Origin of the sequence: Marinobacter salinexigens (assembly GCF_008370345.1) — a bacterium.
Classification (GTDB): Bacteria; Pseudomonadota; Gammaproteobacteria; order Pseudomonadales; family Oleiphilaceae; genus Marinobacter; species Marinobacter salinexigens.
This window is the reverse complement of record NZ_VTUU01000051.1, coordinates 1-854: the sequence shown is the minus strand read 5'-3', so window position 1 is coordinate 854 and position 854 is coordinate 1. Positions and strand designations below refer to the sequence as shown.

1 protein-coding gene is annotated in these 854 nt (G+C 69.3%); it reads left to right on the top strand.

The window, feature by feature from the left end; genetic code table 11:
- The coding region (locus FWJ25_RS20625; protein ID WP_149601864.1) for a TIP-type aquaporin at positions 1–645 on the top strand (645 nt) is incomplete at its 5' end.
- Positions 646–854 lie beyond the last annotated feature (209 nt).

Genomic DNA, 854 nt, shown 5'->3' with positions numbered 1-854 from the left:
GGCCAGGGCTCCGGCATGGCCTTCAGCAAGCTGACCGGCGGCGGCCCGACGACCCCGGCGGGCCTGATCGCGGCGGCGGTGGCGCACGCGTTCGCGCTGTTCGTGGCGGTGKCKGTGGGCGCGRACATCWCCGGCGGSCACGTGAWCCCKGCCGTGRCCTTCGGCGCCTTCGTGGGCGGCAACATCACCCTGTTCCGGGGGCTCCTGTACTGGGTGGCGCAGCTGCTGGGGTCCACCGTGGCGTGCTTCCTGCTCCGCTTCTCGACGGGCGGGCAGGCCACGGGCACCTTCGGGCTGACGGGSGTGTCGGTGTGGGAGGCGCTGGTGCTGGAGATCGTGATGACCTTCGGGCTGGTGTACACGGTGTACGCGACGGCGGTGGACCCGAAGAAGGGCAGCCTGGGCACCATCGCCCCCATCGCCATCGGCTTCATCGTGGGCGCCAACATCCTGGTGGGCGGCGCCTTCGACGGCGCGTCCATGAACCCCGCCGTGTCCTTCGGCCCCGCCCTCGTCAGCTGGGAGTGGGGCTACCAGTGGGTGTACTGGGTCGGCCCCCTCATCGGCGGCGGCCTCGCCKGCGTCATCTACGAGCTGCTCTYCATCTCCCACACCCACGAGCAGCTCCCCTCCACCGACTACTAAAAGCCGAAGCCGACCGACCTAGGGGTGCGCAGCGCAGCTAGCGCATCCAGCTCTCTCTCCCCGCTCGCCGCCGTTTAGTTTCTCTCGTGCACGTGCATGCATCGTCGACTGTCTCAGGCCGCCGCTGCGCCGGCGCCGCTCGCATCGTTTGCTTCCTTGGACCAGCAGTCGTCGCCGTCAGGCTGAACTGCTTGTAACCGTGAATTTCG